The 443-nt window shown below is 52.6% G+C and carries 1 protein-coding gene; it reads left to right on the top strand.

All coding sequences use genetic code 11. The annotated features are described in order from the left end of the window. Positions 1-443 (top strand): Ig-like domain-containing protein (locus AC27K1_RS21705; protein WP_487152884.1); only part of this gene is annotated, 443 nt, incomplete at both ends.

Genomic DNA, 443 nt, shown 5'->3' with positions numbered 1-443 from the left:
CCACCAGTGAACCCGCGACGGTGACTATCACGGTCACGGGTACCAATGATGCGCCAGTCGCTGTAGCTGACACCGGCAATGCTTCTACCGTGGGTGCAACAACGCTGGATGTACTTGCCAACGATACCGATGTTGACAGTGATGATACTGCGGTCAACTTCAGTCTGGATGCAGTGACCATTACCGGAATAACCGATAGCGATGGCAGCCGCACTACCAATGGTGGTTCCGTTCAGATCGTTAATAATCGACTGGAATTCAATCCTGCGGGTGATTTTGATTACCTGGCTATTGGCGAAAGTGCCACGGTAACTGTCAGCTATACCATGAGTGATGATGAGGGGGTGACGTCAACAGCCACCGCGACGATTACCGTCAGTGGTTCTAACGCTCAGCCGGTAGCAGAACTTGTCAGTGTTAATACGGCAGTGGAAGATGGGGGG

The organism is Kistimonas ophiarachnellae (genome assembly GCF_057552235.1).
Note: the sequence above shows the minus strand (reverse complement) of the source record. Positions and strands in the feature narration are given on the sequence as shown.